Source organism: Achromobacter veterisilvae (assembly GCF_037619525.1).
GTDB lineage: Bacteria > Pseudomonadota > Gammaproteobacteria > Burkholderiales > Burkholderiaceae_B > Achromobacter > Achromobacter veterisilvae.
Window position 1 is genome coordinate 443,163 of record NZ_CP148753.1, and the last position, 14,356, is coordinate 457,518.

Annotated in this window: 14 protein-coding genes and 2 tRNA genes; 8 read left to right on the top strand and 8 right to left on the bottom strand. The window is 66.9% G+C overall.

What is annotated here, in order from left to right:
- Positions 1–17: 17 nt before the first annotated feature.
- Positions 18–779: an IclR family transcriptional regulator gene (locus tag WHX56_RS02005; RefSeq protein ID WP_338880161.1), complete on the bottom strand. Its 762-nt coding sequence runs from the start codon at positions 777–779 to the stop codon at positions 18–20.
- A 103-nt stretch (positions 780–882) separates the two neighbouring features.
- Here WHX56_RS02005 and WHX56_RS02010 point away from each other — a divergent pair, with 103 nt between their 5' ends.
- The 4 genes from WHX56_RS02010 to WHX56_RS02025 are packed head-to-tail and all read left to right on the top strand — an operon-like array spanning position 883 to position 4,996.
- Positions 883–1,863, top strand: a complete 981-nt coding sequence (locus WHX56_RS02010; protein ID WP_129245875.1) for a Bug family tripartite tricarboxylate transporter substrate binding protein — start codon at positions 883–885, stop codon at positions 1,861–1,863.
- 27 nt (positions 1,864–1,890) lie between these two features.
- Positions 1,891–3,408, top strand: a complete 1,518-nt coding sequence (locus tag WHX56_RS02015) for a class I adenylate-forming enzyme family protein (protein WP_338880162.1) — start codon at positions 1,891–1,893, stop codon at positions 3,406–3,408.
- Positions 3,405–4,190, top strand: a complete 786-nt coding sequence (locus tag WHX56_RS02020; RefSeq protein WP_287753909.1) for a citryl-CoA lyase — start codon at positions 3,405–3,407, stop codon at positions 4,188–4,190. The genes WHX56_RS02015 and WHX56_RS02020 overlap by 4 nt, the downstream gene beginning before the upstream one ends.
- Entirely contained in the window at positions 4,187–4,996 is an 810-nt protein-coding gene (locus WHX56_RS02025; RefSeq protein WP_287753908.1) for an SDR family NAD(P)-dependent oxidoreductase, read from the top strand. Before WHX56_RS02020 ends, WHX56_RS02025 begins: the two co-directional genes overlap by 4 nt.
- Before the next feature lie 3 nt (positions 4,997–4,999).
- Here WHX56_RS02025 and WHX56_RS02030 read toward each other — a convergent pair whose 3' ends face one another.
- Positions 5,000–5,794, bottom strand: coding sequence for a MetQ/NlpA family ABC transporter substrate-binding protein (locus WHX56_RS02030; RefSeq protein ID WP_338880163.1), 795 nt, complete (start codon positions 5,792–5,794; stop codon positions 5,000–5,002).
- A gap of 176 nt (positions 5,795–5,970) precedes the next feature.
- Between WHX56_RS02030 and WHX56_RS02035 the strand changes: the two genes are divergently transcribed.
- Positions 5,971–7,044, top strand: coding sequence for a DUF6817 domain-containing protein (locus tag WHX56_RS02035; RefSeq protein WP_287753906.1), 1,074 nt, complete (start codon positions 5,971–5,973; stop codon positions 7,042–7,044).
- Between the two features lie 78 nt (positions 7,045–7,122).
- On the opposite strand, the gene WHX56_RS02040 is transcribed toward WHX56_RS02035, so the two are convergent.
- From WHX56_RS02040 to hemA, 5 genes are all read right to left on the bottom strand, one after another.
- Positions 7,123–7,686 carry a UbiX family flavin prenyltransferase gene (locus WHX56_RS02040; RefSeq protein ID WP_129245889.1) on the bottom strand — a complete coding sequence of 188 codons (564 nt, stop codon included), beginning with the start codon at positions 7,684–7,686 and terminating at the stop codon, positions 7,123–7,125.
- 7 nt (positions 7,687–7,693) lie between these two features.
- Positions 7,694–8,020 carry a Grx4 family monothiol glutaredoxin gene (grxD, locus tag WHX56_RS02045; protein ID WP_129245891.1) on the bottom strand — a complete coding sequence of 109 codons (327 nt, stop codon included), beginning with the start codon at positions 8,018–8,020 and terminating at the stop codon, positions 7,694–7,696.
- A 498-nt stretch (positions 8,021–8,518) separates the two neighbouring features.
- Positions 8,519–9,388 carry a peptide chain release factor N(5)-glutamine methyltransferase gene (prmC, locus tag WHX56_RS02050; RefSeq protein ID WP_338880164.1) on the bottom strand — a complete coding sequence of 290 codons (870 nt, stop codon included), beginning with the start codon at positions 9,386–9,388 and terminating at the stop codon, positions 8,519–8,521.
- A gap of 13 nt (positions 9,389–9,401) precedes the next feature.
- The gene (gene prfA, locus WHX56_RS02055; RefSeq protein WP_338880165.1) at positions 9,402–10,484 is read right to left on the bottom strand and encodes a peptide chain release factor 1; all 1,083 of its coding nucleotides are present in this window, start codon (positions 10,482–10,484) and stop codon (positions 9,402–9,404) included.
- A 91-nt stretch (positions 10,485–10,575) separates the two neighbouring features.
- Complete coding sequence (gene hemA / locus WHX56_RS02060) at positions 10,576–11,850, bottom strand: glutamyl-tRNA reductase (RefSeq protein WP_129245897.1); 1,275 nt, start codon at positions 11,848–11,850, stop codon at positions 10,576–10,578.
- Between the two features lie 277 nt (positions 11,851–12,127).
- On the opposite strand from hemA, the gene WHX56_RS02065 reads away from it, so the two are divergent.
- Together WHX56_RS02065 and WHX56_RS02070 are read left to right on the top strand one after the other, a co-directional pair.
- Positions 12,128–12,203 (top strand) — tRNA-Phe (locus WHX56_RS02065).
- 182 nt (positions 12,204–12,385) lie between these two features.
- Positions 12,386–12,461 (top strand) — tRNA-Phe (locus WHX56_RS02070).
- A 227-nt stretch (positions 12,462–12,688) separates the two neighbouring features.
- Here WHX56_RS02070 and WHX56_RS02075 read toward each other — a convergent pair.
- The gene (locus WHX56_RS02075; protein ID WP_338880166.1) at positions 12,689–13,285 is read right to left on the bottom strand and encodes a DUF6088 family protein; all 597 of its coding nucleotides are present in this window, start codon (positions 13,283–13,285) and stop codon (positions 12,689–12,691) included.
- Between the two features lie 319 nt (positions 13,286–13,604).
- On the opposite strand from WHX56_RS02075, the gene WHX56_RS02080 reads away from it, so the two are divergent.
- Positions 13,605–14,351, top strand: coding sequence for a hypothetical protein (locus tag WHX56_RS02080; protein ID WP_338880167.1), 747 nt, complete (start codon positions 13,605–13,607; stop codon positions 14,349–14,351).
- The last annotated feature ends 5 nt before the right edge of the window (positions 14,352–14,356 follow it).

Sequence of the window (14,356 nt, forward strand, 5' to 3'; positions counted from 1 at the left end):
GGCTGAACCCGCTCCCGCTAGAAGGCGGGAACGGGCGCCAGTTGCGCGCGGATCAGGTCGGCGATGCTGCGCTGGCGCGGTGCCTGCATGCGGCCGATCAGGCTGGACACGCTGACCGCCAGGCGCGGATAGCCGCTGGCGTCGCACAGCGCCACCCCCACGCCCAGCACGCCCGGCACCGCGGCGTTGCCCACCACGGACCATCCGCGGCCCCGCGTGTTTTCCACCAGGCGGCGCATCTGCGCGACCGTCATGCCCCCGTAGGCGCGCAGCGCCTGCTCGTTCTGCGCCATCACTTCCTCGGCCTCGTCCGGCGGCAGCGCCGCCAGCAGCGCCAGCCCGGCCGCCCCCACTCCCAGCGGCTGCCGATGCCCTACCGTCACCGCCAGCACCTGCACGGGGTAATTCCCCACCTCCCGGTGCAGGCAAAGCGAATCATTGCCCGCCCGGCAGATGAGAAAAGCGGAATCGCCGCTCACGTCGCTGATCTGCCGCAGCACCGGCCGCAGGCCGCGCACCGCCTGGGCGTGCGGATCGCCGGCCATCATCACGCCCAGCTCGGCCACGCGCCAGCGCGGCGCCTCTGATTCGCGCAGCGCATATCCCTCCTGCACCAGCACGTCCAGATAGCGATAAACGGTGGAACGCTGCATGCCCGCCGCGCGCGCGATGTCGACGACGTGCATCCCCGCCGCCCCGGCCTGGCGCAGCACCCCCAGCACGCGCAAGCCGCGGCGCAACACGCGCGGCCCGGCCTCTTCCGATTCTGGCTTGTTCAATTTCTGGACACGTTGCGTTGATGAGGGCTCTATCAAAGCCCAATATGAAGCGGGGCAGACAAAGAGCTGTCCAAATATTAGACAAAACAGGACGGAGACAACAATGCATACATTCAGCAAGCGGTTGGCCGCGGCGGCGGCCCTGGCCACGGTCCTTACGGCCCCTGCACTGGCGGCCAAGCCCTATCCCGAGCGTCCCGTGACGCTGGTCGTCGGCTATGCCGCCGGCGGCGCCACCGACATCGTCGCGCGCCTGATGGCGAAGTCGCTCACGGAGGAACTGGGCCAGACGTTCGTCGTCGAGAACAAAACGGGCGCCAACAGCAACATCGGCGCGGAAATCGTGTCGCGCGCGGCGCCGGACGGCTACACGCTGTACGTCGGCTCCATCGCCAACACGATCAACCGCACGCTCTACAGCCAGTTGAACTACGACTTCGTGAAGGGGTTCGAGCCCGTCGGCCTGCTGGCCACCATTCCGAACATCCTGGTGGTCAATCCCAAGCTGCCGGTCAAGACGGTGCAGGAATACATCGCCTACGCGAAGAAGAATCCCGGCAAGCTGACCTGCGCCTCGTCCGGCAGCGGCTCCTCCATCCACTTGTCGTGCGAACTGTTCAAGATGCAGACCGGCACGGACATCCTGCACGTGCCCTACCGCGGCAGCGGCCCGGCCGTGGCCGACCTGCTGGGCGGCCAGGTGGACTCCATGTTCGACAACCTGCCCTCGTCCCTGCCGCACGTGCAGGCCGACAAGCTGCGCGCCATCGGCGTGACCTCGCCCCAGCGCCTGGATTCCGTCCCAGGCACGCCCACCCTGGCGGAATCCGGCCTGCCCGGCTTCGACGTGGAATCCTGGTTCGGCCTAGTGGCGCCCGCGGGCACGCCCAAGCCGGTCATCGACCGCCTCAACCAGGCCATGAACAAGGCGCTGGCCAATCCCGCCCTGCAGGCCTCGTACAAGCAGGCCGGCTTCTACGCGCCGCAACCGCCCAACTCGCCCGAATCGTTCGGCAGGAAGATCGCCAGCGAGATCGACAAATGGGGCGCGGTCGTCAAGAACGCCAACCTCAAAGCCAACTAAGGCCCGTCCACACAGCAAGGAGCACAGGTGTACCCGATCGATTTCTTCTTCCGCGCCGCCGAGCAGTATCCGGACCGGATCGCGCTGGACGGCCCCGAGGGCCAGGTGACGTACGCGCGGCTGGCCGCCGAGGTCCACGCGCTCGCGGCCGCGCTGCAGGACCTGGACCCGGCGCCGCAGACGCGCGTGGCGATCTGCGCCGGCAACTCCGCGCGGCACATCCTGGCGCTGCTGGCCGTGCTGGCCAGCGGCAAGGTGTGGGTGCCCCTCAACTACCGCAGCACCGAGCGCGAGATCGGGCGCATCCTGGACGCCACCGAGCCGTCCATCGTGATCGTGGACGGCACGGGCGCGCCGCTGGTGCCCGAAGCCCAGGCGCCGCAAGGCCGGCGCCATATCCACCTGGACGACGCGGCGGCGCCGCTGGCGCTGGACGCCCTGCTGGCCCGCCATGCCGGGCGCGCGCCGCAGCGCCATGCGCTGCCGCGCCACGCCACCCAGGCCATCAAGTTCACCGGCGGCACCACCGGCCTGCCCAAAGGGGTGATGCAGCCCTATCACGCCTGGAACGCCGGCATCATCAACCAGATCGCCAACTGGGAACTCACGCACGAAGACCGCTACGTCGTCGCCGCGCCCATCACGCACGGCACGGGCACCTACCTGCTGCCCGTGCTGGCCCTGGGCGGCGCCCACCTGCTGCTGGACACCGTCAATCCGGCCAGCATCACGGCGGCTTTCCGCGAACGCGGCGGCACGCTTAGCTTCATGCCGCCCACGCTGATCTACATGATCATGGCGCAGCCGGGCGTCTCGCGCGCCGACTTCCCGCGCCTGCGCAACCTGATCTATGGCGGCGCGCCCATGCCGGTGGAGAAAATAGACAAGGCGCGCGCCTTTTTCGGCCCGGTGCTGGGCACCACTTACGGGCAGACCGAGGCGCCGCAGATCGTCACCGCGCTGCGGCCCGCCGACCTGGAGGCGCCCGAGAACCGCGCCTCGGTCGGACGCGCCACCTGGCTGTCGGACCTGGCCATCATGGGCCCGGATGGCGCGCTGCTGCCGCGCGGCGAAATCGGCGAAGTCGTGGTGCAGGGCGACCTGGTGATGTCCGGCTACTGGCGCCTGCCCGAGAAAACCGCCGAAACGGTGGTGGACGGCTGGCTGCACACCGGCGACACGGGCCTGATCGACGCGCGCGGCTTCCTGTTCCTGAAGGACCGGCTGCGCGACGTCATCATCACCGGCGGCTTCAATATCTATCCGGTGGACGTGGAGAACGCCCTGTCCGCGCATCCCGCCGTGTACGAATGCTCGGTCTTCGGGCTGCCCGACGAGAAATGGGGCGAGGCCGTCCACGCCGCCGTCCAGTTCCATCCCGGCGCGCAGGCCAGCGAGGACGAGCTCAAGGCGCACGTGCGCGGCCTGCTCGGCCCCGTGGCCACGCCCAAGCAATTCCACATCCACGACAGCCTGCCGCGCTCCAGCGTGGGCAAGGTGCTGAAAAACGCCGTGCGCGACGCGGCCCAGAAGGAGACGCCATGAAAACCCCCGAAACCCGCCTCTGCGCCCATCACCTCACCGGCATGTCCTACCGGGACGTCGATCTGGTCGAGGACCTGATCGGCAAGAAGACCTTCACCGAAGTCATGATCATGCAGATCCTGGGCCGCGAAGCGCGCCCCGTCGACCTGCGCATCGTCGACGCGGTGCTCGTCACCCTGATGGAACACGGCATGACGCCCAGCGCCATCGCCACGCGCCTGATCTACATGAGCGCGCCGGAAAACCTGCAAGGCGCGGTCGCCTCCGGCCTGATGGCGGTCGGCAGCCAGTTCGTCGGCACCATGGAAAACTGCTCCCGCCTGCTGGACCGCATCCGCCAGGCGGCGGATGGAGAAGCCGAGGCGCTGGCGATCGCCCGCGAATTCCGCGAATCGCGCCGCGCCCTGCCCGGCTTCGGCCATCACCTGCACAAGCCCGACGACCCGCGCTCGATCAAGCTGCTGGCGCTGGCGGAGGCCGAGCCCGACCTGAAGGGGGAGTCGCTCAAGGCGCTGCGCCTGCTGGCGTCCGCGATCGACGCGACCTACGGCAGGCACATCACCATCAACGCCACCGGCGCCGTGGCCGCGCTGCTGAGCGAGATCGGCGTGCCCACCGACCTGATGCGCGGCTTCGCCGTCATCTCGCGCGCCGCGGGACTCGTGTCCCACGTGGCGGAGGAACAGCAAAGCCCGTCCGGCCGCTACATCTGGGAAACCATAGACCACGCCATTCCCTACGTCGGCGCGGGCAAGACGCACCAGGACGAAGGCCAGCCATGACGGCCGGCCAAGATGCCCGTCTGGCCGGCAAGGTCGCGCTGGTGGCCGGGGCCGGATCCTCGGCCGCCGGCTGGAGCATCGGCAAGGCCAGTTGCGTGACGATGGCGCGCCAGGGCGCCGCGATCGTCGCGCTGGATGCCAGCCTGGAGGCCGCCGAAGACGCGGCGCACGAGGTTGCGCAGGTGGGCGGCAGCGCCCTGCCCGTGCAGGCGGACGTGGCCGATCCCGAGGCCATGCGGGCCGCGGTGGACGCCGCCCTGCGCCGCTACGGACGCATCGACATCCTGCAGGCCAACGCCGGCATCGGCAAGGTCGGCGGACCGGAAGATATCGCGCTGGAAGACTGGGACCGCATCCAGCAGGTGAACGTGACCAGTCTGCTCATCGCCACGCGCCTGCTCGCGCCCCTCATGCGCGGACAGGGCGGCGGGGCCATCGTCGCCGTGTCGTCGGTGGCGGGCATCCGCTACACGGGGTATCCGCATCTGGCGTACAGCGTGAGCAAGGCGGCCGTGATCCATTTCGCGCGGATGGCCGCGCAGCAATATGCCGCCGACCGCATCCGCGTGAACACGGTGATTCCCGGCCTGATCGATACGCCGCGCGTGGCGAAGAACGTCGCGCGCATGTTCGACGCCGACGCCCGCGCCGCCAGCGCGGCCCGCGACAGGCAGGTGCCGATGGGCCGCATGGGCACGCCCTGGGAAGTGGCGAACGCCGTGGCGTTCCTGGCCTCGGACGAAGCGTCCTACATCACCGGCACCGAACTGGTCGTGGATGGCGGCCTGACAGGCAAGTACGCCTAGGGCTTACCAGGAAGTCGAGTAGGCGCCGGGGAACTGCTTCGCGACGAAAGCCTTCACCTCGTCCGACTGGTACGCCTTGATGAAGCGCGCGATGCGCGGATCGTTCTTGTTGTCCTCGCGCGCGGCGATCACCACGGCGGCGAACGGCGCGTCCTTGCTTTCCAGGGCCAGCGCGTCCTTGGCGGGCGACAGGCCGGCCGGGATCGCGTAGGCCGAGTTCACCGCCGCGGCATCCACGTCGGCCAGCGAATGCGGCAGTTGCGCGGCCTCGATCTCGATGAACTTCAGGTTCTTCGGATTCTGCACCACGTCGAACAGCGACGCCGTCACGGTCACGCCATCTTTCAGCGTGATCAGCTTGGCCGCCTGCAGCACGAGCAGCGCGCGCGCGCCGTTGGTCGGGTCGTTCGGAATGGCCACCTTGCCGCCTTGCGGCAGATCGTCCAGCGACTTCAGGCGCTTGGAGTAGATGCCCATCTGCTGCACCACGGCGGTCGCCACCGGCGCCAGCTTGTAGCCGCGCGCCTTGTTCTGCGATTCCAGGAAGGGCCTGTGCTGGTAGATGTTCAGGTCCAGTTCCTTGGCGTCCAGCGCCGCGTTCGGCTGGATGAAGTCGCTGAATTCCACCAGCTTCACCTTCAGCCCGTCCTTGGCCGCCACGCGCTGCGCGACTTCGCCGATCTGCGCGTGCGGGCCGACGGTGACGCCCACCTTCAGTTCGGCGTCCTGCGCCATGGCCGGAGTGGCGGCAAAAGCGGCCAGGGCGGTGGAAACGGCCAGGAAATGGCGTAGGCGCATGCTTGTCTCGCTGAGTCTATAAACAGGACCTCGCATTCTAGTGAGCGCCCTTCAAAACCGGAAGCGATGAATGTTCATATTGATATGTGCGTTCCGATATAAAGCGCCGCGCCATGACAAGCCCGCGGCATCCGGACACAATACGGGATTGCCTTCATTCATCGTTGATCCCTTCCATGTCCGCCACCACCGAACTCCACCCGCATGCGCGCGCGCTGCTTGCCGATCACTACGCCGCGGTGGATCCCGACCTGCCCGCCCTGCTGGACCTGCTGTTCGCCCGCAGCGCCGGAGAAGACTGGCACAAGGCCGGCACCTTCAAACATCACCTGCTGGGCGTCTACCGCACGCTGGCGCTCTGGAACCAGCCGCGCGAAGTCCGCCTGCTGGGGCTGTTCCACAGCGTCTACGGCAACGAATACGTGGACCTCACGCTGTTCGACCGCGAACGCGAGCGCGGCACGCTGCGCGAGGCCCTGGGCGCCGAAGCCGAGGAATGGGTAAGCCTGTTCTGCGCCATGCCGCGCACCAAATTCGTCCAGGCCGTGCTGCAAGGCCAGGGCGCGGGCCCGGACGGCCTGAAGCTGGAAGGCGCCAACGGCCAGGTCCATGCGCTCACGCCGCGCCAGGTCGCCGCTTTCATCGTCGTCTCGGCCGCCGACATCGGCGAACAATGGCATAGCTGGCAGGACGAGATCTTCGCCGGCTATCCGCAGCAGCAGCGCCGCGACCTGAAGACGAACTGGGCCGCGTCGCTGTGGCCCGGCCCGCTCAAACCGCCGTCGAACATCCTGTCGATGCTGTCGCACCTGCTGGCGCCGCTGTCGCGCATGCCGGGCGACACCGGCATTCCCGTCCCGCCCGCGTTCGACGGCTGCCGCGCCACGCTCAGCCCGCGCGACGAAGCCGCCGCCAGCGCCCTGTACTGGCAGGTCGTCACCCGCATGCATCCGATGACCGAAATGGACAGCGCACGCCACCTGCTGGAAGCGGCGGTGGCGCACAATCCCTGGGTGGGCGAACCGCGCCTGCTGCTCGCGCAACTGGCCCTGACCGCGGGCGATTTCGACGCCGCCCAGGCGCATGCCGCCGCCGGACTCGCGGCCCTGCAAGCCTGGGGCACGGCGTGGGACAAGCGCATCGAATGGGCCGGCTGGATGGCCTGGGCCCGCATCGAACTCCAGAACGCCCGCGCCCGGCAATGGCCGGAGAACCTGGCGGCGCTGAACGGGCTGGGGTTGGTCCAATAGCGGGGAAACGCTTTTTTCCTTGGGACGGTCCGACAGCAAAAAAGCCCCTGGAAGGGGCTTTTTCACGCCTGGCGAGGGCTACTTCATGCCTTCCCAGTGCGGGCCGGGCACTTCGATATCGAAGAGTTCCAGCACGCGCGCCACGGTGTGGTCCACCATCTCTTCGATGGAGGCCGGCCGATGGTAGAACGCCGGCAGCGGCGGGAACACGATGCCGCCCATTTCCGTCACGGCCGTCATGTTGCGCAGGTGCGCCAGGTTGAAGGGCGTCTCGCGCACCATCAGCACCAGGCGCCGGCGCTCTTTGAGGGTCACGTCGGCGGCGCGGGTGATCAGGTTGTCCGAAAGGCCGTGGGCCACGGCCGCCAGCGTGCGCATGGAGCATGGCACGATCACCATGCCGGCGGTCTGGAACGCCCCGCTGGCCAGGGTGGCGCCGACGTCGCGCACGCTGTGCACGTGGTCCGCCAGGGCGTAGACGTCATGGCGGCCGACGTCCAGCTCGTGCTTGATGTTCAGCACGCCGGACGCCGACACCACCAGATGCGTCTCCACATCGTCCACGCCGCGCAATGCCTGCAGCATGCGCACCGCGTAGAGCGCCCCGGTGGCGCCGGTGATGCCGATGACCAGCCGCCGCATGGGGCGTTCAGGCCATCGCGCCGGATTGCTCCAGCAGGGTCTTCAGTTCGCCGGACTCGTTCATCTCGTTCATGATGTCCGAACCGCCGATGAACTCGCCGCCCACGTACAGTTGCGGGATGGTGGGCCAACTGGAGAATTCCTTGATGCCCTGGCGGACTTCGTCGTCCTCCAGCACATTGACGGTGACCAGCTTCTTCACGCCACAGCCCTTCAGGATCTGGATGGCCTTGCCGGAAAAGCCGCATTGCGGGAACTGGGCGGTGCCCTTCATGAACAGCACGACGGGGTGCTGGGTCACGGTTTCGCGGATGAATTCTTGAACGTCGCTCATGGTGGTCTCTCGGACAGGCGTAGGGAATACGCCAATTATAGGTACAGCGGGAAAAAGCGCCCGGATACCCCGGGCCGCGCTCCGGGAATCGGCCTGCGGGCGCGTCATCGTGGTGTCACCGTGGTGTCTGACACCCGCGGGAGACCGCCTTCAGCCTGCGCCGGCGTCTCGGGGGTGTCAGACACCTGGGACAGGGACAGGCACCGGCGCTCGCGTCTCGCTGGCATCAGCGTGGTGTCTGACACCCGCGGGAGACCGCCTTCAGCCTGCGCCGCCGTCTCGGGGGTGTCAGACACCTGGGACAGGCACCGGCGCTCGCGTCTCGCTGGCATCATCGTGGTGTCTGACACCCGCGGGAGACCACCTTCAGCCTGCGCCGGCGTCTCGGGGGTGTCAGACACCCGGGACGGGCACGGACGCTCGCGTCTCGCTGGCATCATTATGGTGTCTGACACCCGCGGGAGACGGCCTTCAGCCTGCGCCGGCGTCTCGGGGGTGTCAGACACCCGGGACGGACGCGGACCCCTCGCTGGCGCCCAGCGCTCCCCCGGAAAGCCGGCCGCCGGAGATCCGCTCGATGCCAGCGAGGTCCCGCCGGCTGTGCACGGCGTCGAACCCGGCTTGCGCCAGCAGGTCGCGCACCGCCTGCGCCTGGTCCCAGCCGTGTTCCATCCACAGGGCGCCGCCCCGCTTCAAATGGCGGCCCGCGCCCAGCACGATGCGGGCCAGGTCTTCCAGGCCGCCCGCGCCGTCGGTCAGCGCGCCGCGCGGCTCGAAGCGCACGTCGCCCTGGTCCAGGTGCGGATCGTCGCTGGCCACATAGGGCGGGTTGGACACGATCAGATCGAAGCCCTCGCCCGCGGGCACGGCCTCGTACCAACTGCCCTCGACCAGGCGGACGGACGCCGCCAGATCCCAGGCGTTGGCGGCCGCCACGGCCAGCGCGGCCGCGCTGACGTCGGACGCCATCACCCGCGCGTCGCGGCGCGCCAGGGCGATCGAAATCGCGATCGCCCCGCTGCCCGTGCCCAGGTCCAGCACGGCGGGCGCGGCCAGGTCGGCCAGGCATTCCAGCGCGGTCTCCACCAGCACCTCGGTATCCGGCCGCGGGATCAGCACGTCGGGGGTCACGCGGAAGCGGTGGCCCATGAACTCGCGGTGGCCCACCAGATAGGCCATGGGCTCGCCGGACAGGCGCCGCTGGGCCAGCGACTCGTACGCCGCGGCCACCTCGGGCGCGAGCGGATCGGTGTCATGCGCCAGCAGCCAGGCGCGCGGCTTGCCCAGCACGTGTTCGAGCAGCATGCGCACCTCCAGCCTGGGCAGGCGGGCATCGAGCAGCAGCGTCTTCAACTGAGGCGGCATCATGGCGAAAGCCCCGTCAAATGTCGTCGCCCAGCGCCGCCAATTGCTCGGCCTGGTGCTCGGCGATCAGCGCACCGGTCAGTTCTTCCAGGTCGCCTTCCATGATCTGCTGCAGCTTGTACAGCGTCAGGTTGATGCGGTGGTCGGTCACGCGGCCCTGCGGGAAGTTGTAGGTGCGGATGCGTTCGGAACGGTCGCCCGAACCGATCAGGCTCTTGCGTTCGGCCGCTTCCTTGCTCTGCCGTTCGCGGATTTCCTTGTCTTTCAGTCGCGCGGCCAGCACCTGCATGGCCTTGTCCTTGTTGCGGTGCTGGGAACGGTCGTCCTGGCATTCCACCACCAGCCCCGTCGGCAAGTGGGTGATGCGCACCGCCGAATCCGTCTTGTTGATGTGCTGGCCGCCCGCGCCGCTGGCGCGGAACGTATCGATGCGCAGGTCGTTCGGATTGATGACGATATCCGACATCTCGTCCGCTTCCGCCATGATGGCCACGGTGCAGGCCGAGGTATGGATGCGGCCCTGCGCCTCGGTGGCGGGCACGCGCTGCACGCGGTGCGCGCCGGACTCGAACTTCAGGCGGCCATAGGCGCCGTCGCCGTCGATCCGCGCGATCACTTCCTTGTAGCCGCCCAGTTCCGACGGGCTTTCCGACATCAGCTCCACCCGCCAGCCGCGCTGTTCCGCGTAGCGCGTGTACATGCGCAGCAGGTCGCCCGAGAACAGCGCGCTTTCATCGCCGCCCGTGCCCGCGCGGATTTCCAGGAACACGCTGCGCCCGTCGTTGGGATCGCGCGGCAACAGCAGCAGTTGCAGCGCGGCTTCCAGCTCTTCCAGCTTGATCCGCCCGGACTTGATCTCGTCTTCGGCCATGGCCTTCAGGTCCGGATCCGACAGCATCTCCTGGGCGGCCGCCAGGTCCTCCTCGGTGCGGGCGAAGGCGGTGAACGCCTCGACCACCGGCTCCAATTCGGCGCGCTCGCGCGAGAGCTTGCGGAAACGCTCCATATCGGACGCGGTGTCCGGTTCGGCGAGCAGGGCGTCGACCTCGATGAGGCGGTGGCACAGATGCTCCAGCCGGCTGCGCATGGAAGATTTCATGGGGATGACCAAAAAGAAAAGCGGAATGGCGGATAGCGGGCGCCCAAAAGACGAACGCCCGCCAGGGAGGGCGGGGCGTGGGACAGCGTCGCTAACGGCGGGAGTCGCGGCCGGGGAACAGGCGCGGCATCCAGGCGAGCAACTGCTTGCGGTCGTCGCCTTCGCTGCGGTTCAGGGCCGCCAGCGGGCCGTGCAGGTATTTCTGCGTCAGGCCATGGGCCAGTTGTTCGAGCACGGCCTCGGGCGATTCGCCCCGCGCCAGCAGCTTGCGGGCGCGTTCCAGTTCGGCGGCGCGGACGTCTTCGGCGGCCTGGTGGAGGTCGCGGATGACGGGCACCACTTCGCGGGACTGCATCCAGTGCATGAAGCCCTGGACGCGGGTTTCGATGATGGCTTCGGCCTGCACGACGGCGGCGCGGCGCGCGTCCGTGCCGGTCTGCACCAGGCGGCCCAGATCGTCCACCGAGTACAGGTAGACGTCGTCCAGGCGGCCGACTTCGGGTTCGATGTCGCGCGGCACGGCCAGGTCGATCATGACCATCGGGCGGTGGCGGCGCAGCCGCGTGGCCCGCTCCACCATCCCCAGGCCGAGGATAGGCAGGGAACTTGCCGTACAGGACACGACCACGTCGAATTCGGACAGGCGCTCCGTCAGGTCGGACAGCTTCATCGTGCTGGCCGAGAACCGGTTGGCCAGGATCTCGGCGCGTTCGGCCGTGCGGTTGGCCACCACCATGCTGCGCGGACGCTGCGCGGCAAAGTGCGTGGCGCACAATTCGATCATTTCGCCCGCGCCGATGAACAGCGTGCGGGCCTGGTCCAGATTGCCGAACACGCGTTCGGCCAGGCGGACGGCGGCGGCGGCCATGGACACCGACTGCGCGCCGATGGCGGTCTGCGACCGCACTTCCTTGGCCACCGAGAAGGTGCGCTGGAACATCTGGTGCAGCAAGGTGCCCAGGGCCCCGGCTTCGCCGGCGGCGCGCACGGCGTCCTTCATCTGGCCCACGATCTGGGTTTCGCCCAGCACCATGGAATCCAGGCCGCTGGCCACGCGGAAAGCGTGGCGCACGGCGTCGTCCTGGTGATGGCGGTACAGGTGCGGGCGCAGCGCGCCGGCGTCCAGGCGGTTGTGTTCAGCCAGCCAGGCGGGCAGTTGGTCCGCGACGTGGCCGTCGGCCGCGCAATAGATCTCGGTGCGGTTACAGGTGGACAGGATCGCCGCTTCGCGCACGGACCCGCCGAACGCCGAGCGCAGGCCTTCCAGCGCGGGCTTCACCAGATCGACGGGCATGGACACGCGTTCGCGGACCGAAACCGGCGCGGACGTGTGATTCAGACCGAAGGCAAGGACAGCTACCGACATGTGGGAGGGACGGCCAGGCCATCCGCGCGTAAGCGTTAAGAACTGCCACCAGGAACAAGGCGCCACAAGATGATGTGGCGACAGACCGCTAATGATTATACTCCTGCGGGTTATCCCCAGGCTATCCCGATGCCCGACCGCGACCGTGGGCCGCACCTTTCGTACCCTCCAGCCAACAGTGTCCGGCATGGGCTTCGCAGGCGAAGGCGAAAAATCCGGAGTTTTCCTCCCCGGCTGGCACAAGCCTGAAAAATTGTGTATAGTTGCGGACTTCGTTGGCCTGGTAGCTCAGTCGGTAGAGCAGAGGATTGAAAATCCTTGTGTCGGTGGTTCGATTCCGCCCCAGGCCACCAAAAGAATTTTTGGCTACTGCTGATCCAGTAATAGCCCCGCAGAAAAGCCCGGCCCGTACCAAAACGGCTGGGCTTTTTGCATTTCGCCTTCCCCGCTTCAAGGCTTCCTGCCTGCGCCCTATCGCAGAAGAGCCGCCCGCCCCCGTCTCTTCCGAATATTGTGTATAGTTGCGGGCTTCGTTGGCCTGGTAGCTCAGTCGGTAGAGCAGAGGATTGAAAATCCTTGTGTCGGTGGTTCGATTCCGCCCCAGGCCACCAAGCATTCGATGCCCAGCCCTGAAAGCTGGGCATTTTCATTTGTGCATCGGGGCTGGTAACCAAAGGCCCGCCTACACCTTGTTCAGTTGGACTTCGACTTCGGCGCATGCGTCCATCAGCGCGTCGAATGGCATGGCATCGCCCACCATCAGTTCATCGGCCAGCATGGCCGCATAGTCCTTGGCGAGCGCCTCTCGGGCTTCGCCTTGCCCAGGTCGAAGAAGTATTCAGCCACGCGCGGCTTCCCTGCCGATAGCCTGCGCCATCCAGCCCGGCAGCGTCGCCCGCGCCGAGGCCAGCGCCTGCCATTCGGCATGGGGCAGCGTGCGGCGCAGCGACACCAGCGATTCGCCGGCGTGCGTCGGCCCCATCCAGGCCAGCGCGCGCACGGCTGCGCCGGCTGGCCGCGCACCCAAAGCCAGCATCCAGCGCGGCGCATGCTTCACCAGCACTTCCGAACGCCCGAGTTTCAGCTTCCGCGTCCGGCCGGAAGTCAGGTAGACCTCGCGGATCGGCACTTGCTGCGTCAGGCCCAGCGCGTTGGCCGCGCTGGCGCCATGCGGCACGACGGTTTCCCCACGTTGCTCGGCCAGCGCCTGGACGACCTTCTCGGGCGAGGGTGCCCGCGCGCCGAACCGGCTGGCGACCGGCGCCGCGTAGGTGCCACGCGCCACACGCAGCAGCTTGCCGGCCTTGGCCAGGCGCGAAAACGCCTGATCCACTGCCGCCCGGCTCCCCTGGTGCAGGAATTCCTTAGGCGACAGCACGCCTCCCTCGGGGAGAGATCGGGCTTGTTGAAGGATGGTTTCGGGCAATGTGTTCACGGCGTTCTCAATGTAAGAAGTAATATACCAGTTTCTGACATTCCAGGAACCCCACAGTCCCGCCGATCTGCGGGCCAGGCCACAGCACGACCCTATTTTTTAGGGTTCATCGAGCATTACCGGGGAAGGCGTCACCTTCCATGCGACGCACTTCAGACGGCGCAGGCCCGCTTGCCTCTCACACTTGAATTCGCACTAGTTTTGTAATATTTAGCAATATTCATTCATAATGTAGCCCCCCGGGAAAAGAACGCTGGCCATTTCTCCGTTTACTACAAACAGACCCGCTAAATCAGACGGCAGCACGAGTGATCAGCTAATGAATATGAATGCGATTTTTGGTTCAGCCATGTTCCTATTGGCAGCCCCGCTCGCAATGGCCGAAGCGTATCCCTATTCCGAGTTTGTTCAGAACGCCGGCCTGCACAAGGGATATGCACTGGCCTGCGGGTTGGAGCAGGTGCAGATTGCGGCTTACGAAAATTCGGTAAAGACGTATACAGCCAACAATTGGCCCGAAGACTACGCACGCGACTTTCAGTCCAAATATGACAACGCCGCCGCCAAGGCAAAAAACGACCGCAAGAGATCGTTGGATGAGGTCTTTTGCCGCGGCATACAGCTCACACTGTCATTTGGGGCGGACCACCCGGCCTCGTCTCTTACGCATGAATTTCTGGCCAGGCACGACCGATCCGTGGAGTTCGATGCCAAGTCGAAGAAGACAGCTCAAGAAGCGGCTGCGCTACGACGGCAACAACGAGTTGAAGCTGCAAAAGATGTACGAAAACTCGTGTCAACGAACGGTGCGCGCGTTTGTCGGCAAGACACAGGCAAACGTAGAGATGTAGTGGGCACTTCATTCGGCCAGCCGCTGTATGGGCGGTCCGTAGAAGAGACTTTTCAAATCACCGGCTTTACCGAAGGGGTCAATGGCGACCGGATCAAAGTCATGGTCAGCTCAATACGGATCGCATCGACCGGGCGATACATTGAGACCTTGCCTCCCGACTACACGAAGGGCATTCATGTCTGGCAGGATTTCTTTTCCTGGGCGCCTTGCTGAGTCGT

Excerpts from the sequence above, each read along its gene's own strand:
- WHX56_RS02010 (WP_129245875.1), top strand. The coding sequence starts at position 883 with ATGCATACATTCAGCAAGCGGTTGGCCGCGGCGGCGGCCCTGGCCACG.
- WHX56_RS02020 (WP_287753909.1), top strand. The coding sequence starts at position 3,405 with ATGAAAACCCCCGAAACCCGCCTCTGCGCCCATCACCTCACCGGCATG.
- WHX56_RS02025 (WP_287753908.1), top strand. The coding sequence starts at position 4,187 with ATGACGGCCGGCCAAGATGCCCGTCTGGCCGGCAAGGTCGCGCTGGTG.
- WHX56_RS02030 (WP_338880163.1), bottom strand. The coding sequence starts at position 5,794 with ATGCGCCTACGCCATTTCCTGGCCGTTTCCACCGCCCTGGCCGCTTTT.
- WHX56_RS02035 (WP_287753906.1), top strand. The coding sequence starts at position 5,971 with ATGTCCGCCACCACCGAACTCCACCCGCATGCGCGCGCGCTGCTTGCC.
- WHX56_RS02040 (WP_129245889.1), bottom strand. The coding sequence starts at position 7,686 with ATGCGGCGGCTGGTCATCGGCATCACCGGCGCCACCGGGGCGCTCTAC.
- grxD (WP_129245891.1), bottom strand. The coding sequence starts at position 8,020 with ATGAGCGACGTTCAAGAATTCATCCGCGAAACCGTGACCCAGCACCCC.
- prmC (WP_338880164.1), bottom strand. The coding sequence starts at position 9,388 with ATGATGCCGCCTCAGTTGAAGACGCTGCTGCTCGATGCCCGCCTGCCC.
- prfA (WP_338880165.1), bottom strand. The coding sequence starts at position 10,484 with ATGAAATCTTCCATGCGCAGCCGGCTGGAGCATCTGTGCCACCGCCTC.
- hemA (WP_129245897.1), bottom strand. The coding sequence starts at position 11,850 with ATGTCGGTAGCTGTCCTTGCCTTCGGTCTGAATCACACGTCCGCGCCG.
- WHX56_RS02080 (WP_338880167.1), top strand. The coding sequence starts at position 13,605 with ATGAATATGAATGCGATTTTTGGTTCAGCCATGTTCCTATTGGCAGCC.